Origin of the sequence: Acinetobacter sp. YH16044 (assembly GCF_013417145.1) — a bacterium.
Lineage (GTDB): Bacteria > Pseudomonadota > Gammaproteobacteria > Pseudomonadales > Moraxellaceae > Acinetobacter > Acinetobacter amyesii.
Genome location: NZ_VPEK01000095.1, coordinates 1 through 2919, shown reverse-complemented (window position 1 = coordinate 2919; position 2919 = coordinate 1). Strand labels below are relative to the sequence as shown.

Genomic DNA, 2919 nt, shown 5'->3' with positions numbered 1-2919 from the left:
AAACAGCTTGCTTTGGAGCAGTACAAACAGCAGCAGAAATTAGAAAGAGAGCAACAGAAAACAATGAAGTTTAGAGGGATGAGCCGATGACACCTGATGAAAAAAAGCTATATGCACTGATGGCAGTTGCAGAACAACAGCAGAACCTAGTCAATCAGGCCGTTAAAGAGCTTCAAATCACGAAAGAACACATTCAAAGCACTATTGCTGGGCAAACCCACCACACTATATCAAAAGCGGTAAATGAGGGCTTACAGGACGGTACAGCAGAACTTATTAAGACCGCTAAAGCGCTTGGACGCTTGAAAAACTCGATTGAATCAGCCAATGATCAATTTTCATGGAAGTTAATCACCACTTTCTTAGGTGTTTTTTCAGTTCTCATACTGACTATGACGTGGCTATTTGCATCTTATATTAAGCCTTTAGAGAATATTCCAAAGATCGAGAGTTTAAGGCAGCAAGGTATTCAGTTTGATATTCAAAGTTGTGCCGTTGGAGAAGAGTCCAAGCCCTGCGTCCGAGTGATGAAAGAGCAGTGTGGCTATGGGAAGCATGGGGATTTATGCGTTATTGACCCCAAATAGCTGAATCTGAAAATGAAGGCTCTAAGCACTCATTTATAATTTTTATTATGTTTAAAATTAGTGGAAGTTAAGGAAATTATTATGTTAAAGCAATCAAGTTTAGAAAGAACAGAGTTTAAGGAAGAAGAACTTGCGCCCATTAAAAAGCTTGATTTGAATGATTTGAAAGTTCCTATGCCTAAAAACCTTGATCAGTTACTGATTTGGACATCCGAACTGGCTCAATATAATTATGCTCAATTCCTTAACCAATCCGAACAGCTAAAACTTGTTGATGAAGACAACCTGGAAGAACAGGCGGAAATCAGTCAGAAGCTTAGGTTCTATAGAGGTAATGCGCTTATAGAAAACCAAATCAAAGATTTCTATTTGAAAAAGTTACTTGATCAAGGAGAGGCAACAGTCAAAGGTTATATTAAAAGTCCGACTAAGAAAAATACCCGATATGCTGTAATTTCTTATCATGACTATGATTTTGTAAGCTTTGCTACTCCAGAGATTCTTAATAAATTTCCAGCCGATCTCATCAATTTCGTGCAAAAGGAAACACCTAAGACATTAGCGGACATATATCCTGAAGAAGCCGTGTTCTTATCAGCTATCAAAAAATTTATAAAACCTTTTAAGGAACAGTATAAAAAATTGGCTGATAAGAACAGGGAAATTAAGGAGCACAATACAGTTGCTCATAAAATTTATATAAAAATTAAAAATAAGGAAGCAACTCTGCAAAAGCCAACAGAGTCAAAGCCTAAAGAATCTAATCCAAAGACTACTGAAAATAGTGCTGTCCCAGTAGAGATGAAGCAGGGAACCATTCAGAAAAATATGGCTCCACAAGAAAAGCCACTTACTGTGATTAAGAAGCGAAAATTTGCTTTAAACAAGAATAAGTAACTTGTAATGTAAAATTCTAAACAAAAACCCCTCTAAGTCTTGCAACTTAGAGGGGTTTTCAAGTAAATTCAGCGGTACGCAGTTATTTGATGGAACTAACATCAAGTAACGAAGATCATAAGGTTTGGCGACCGTTATGATTTCACCAAAAGGCTTGTACCTGAACTCTATTTTCACAATAAACAGTGTTTATATCAAGCCTCAAAATGATAAGTCTTCGTTAATTCGTGTTTTAAACCATCAAATAAGCATCCTAGATCGAGCTTTGCCCGCTTCTGCGTGTCCGTTTTACGGTCGGCATGCAGTACGTGTGGTAGGAATAAGTGTCACTGGCGTATTGTAGCTATAGTCGAAAGGCTAAACCGCTTACAGGGGAACTTCACATAGGCGGAGCGTTAGGAGTAGTTACATAGGACTTGTTAAGTTGTACGTTGGGGAAACCCTCGCAGAGATACAGGCAATGTAACGACAGGGAGCGCGTGGAGCGAGGTGCAAGACTTTGAGTCCTTGTCTGCATAGTCAGCAAAGCTATGTGCGGATACGACCGATATACGTGGCTCCGAAGCCAAATATATACAGGTAAATCGGCAATACTTAGGGGATATGTCATTTTTTCAAATGGCTGCCCTTAGGGTGAGTATTGCCGAAACTCTCTCAACCGTTTCCAAAGCCAAAGCACGAAGTGCGACGCTTTGGAGGCGAGTTGAGAAGTTGAGAGCACTTGCTTTTAGCTTTTATTGTGTTTAGTAGTCGAGGTAGTTGTTTTTACTTTTCTGCTTAGGCTATTCAGTTGAATGTTAAGAGAAGTCGTAACGCTAAGCCTATTAACACGATACCCATAAAAATTTCGGGTGGTGTTTCAAAAAGTATGCTGACATTAAATGAAGCCATTATTGATGTAAAAAAAGGTTAAGTCGAAAGCTTTAAAATGGTTTTCAATCTTTTTTGAAAAATTACAACTCCTTCTAAAACCGCGCCTAATTCGATGCCTTATTTTGCAATTATTACCTTCAATACCTACAGTAAAAAATTTACCAATACTTTGCTTGCAGTTTTTAAAAGCAGTTATGAAACTGTCCCAATGATCACTTGCAATTCGGGTGTAGTGAATACCTAATTGTTTAAGCTTTGCCTTCAATCGTTGAACTGTAGCTAAGTCTCTTTTACCCCAAAAATAAGCAACAATCTCACCTGTTTCTCGATGGTAGGCGTAAATAAGCCATTGTTTATTATTTTTATTTCCCACAAAAGTCCAAAACTCATCAACTTCAAGAGACTCATAATGACTTTGTTTAGGCTGAATTTGGTAGGTCGATTCGGTTAAAGTACGTAAAACTTTACCGATACTGATTCGCTCAACTTCAGCGATATCTCGTATACCACTACCTCTGACCATCAACTGTAATATTTTTCGAGTAATGCCTGAATGACATCC

General features: G+C 38.1%; 3 protein-coding genes. 2 read left to right on the top strand and 1 reads right to left on the bottom strand.

What is annotated here, in order from left to right:
- The first annotated feature begins 86 nt into the window (after window positions 1-86).
- Complete coding sequence (locus FTV38_RS17030) at window positions 87-587, top strand: hypothetical protein (protein WP_004282297.1); 501 nt, start codon at window positions 87-89, stop codon at window positions 585-587.
- An 81-nt stretch (window positions 588-668) separates the two neighbouring features.
- The gene (locus FTV38_RS17025) at window positions 669-1484 is read left to right on the top strand and encodes a hypothetical protein (protein WP_005268593.1); all 816 of its coding nucleotides are present in this window, start codon (window positions 669-671) and stop codon (window positions 1482-1484) included.
- 877 nt (window positions 1485-2361) lie between these two features.
- Here FTV38_RS17025 and FTV38_RS17020 read toward each other — a convergent pair.
- A partial coding sequence (locus FTV38_RS17020; protein ID WP_180023007.1) for an IS1-like element ISPa14 family transposase occupies window positions 2362-2919 on the bottom strand: 558 nt, incomplete at its 5' end.

Excerpts from the sequence above, each read along its gene's own strand:
- FTV38_RS17030 (WP_004282297.1), top strand. The coding sequence starts at position 87 with ATGACACCTGATGAAAAAAAGCTATATGCACTGATGGCAGTTGCAGAA.
- FTV38_RS17025 (WP_005268593.1), top strand. The coding sequence starts at position 669 with ATGTTAAAGCAATCAAGTTTAGAAAGAACAGAGTTTAAGGAAGAAGAA.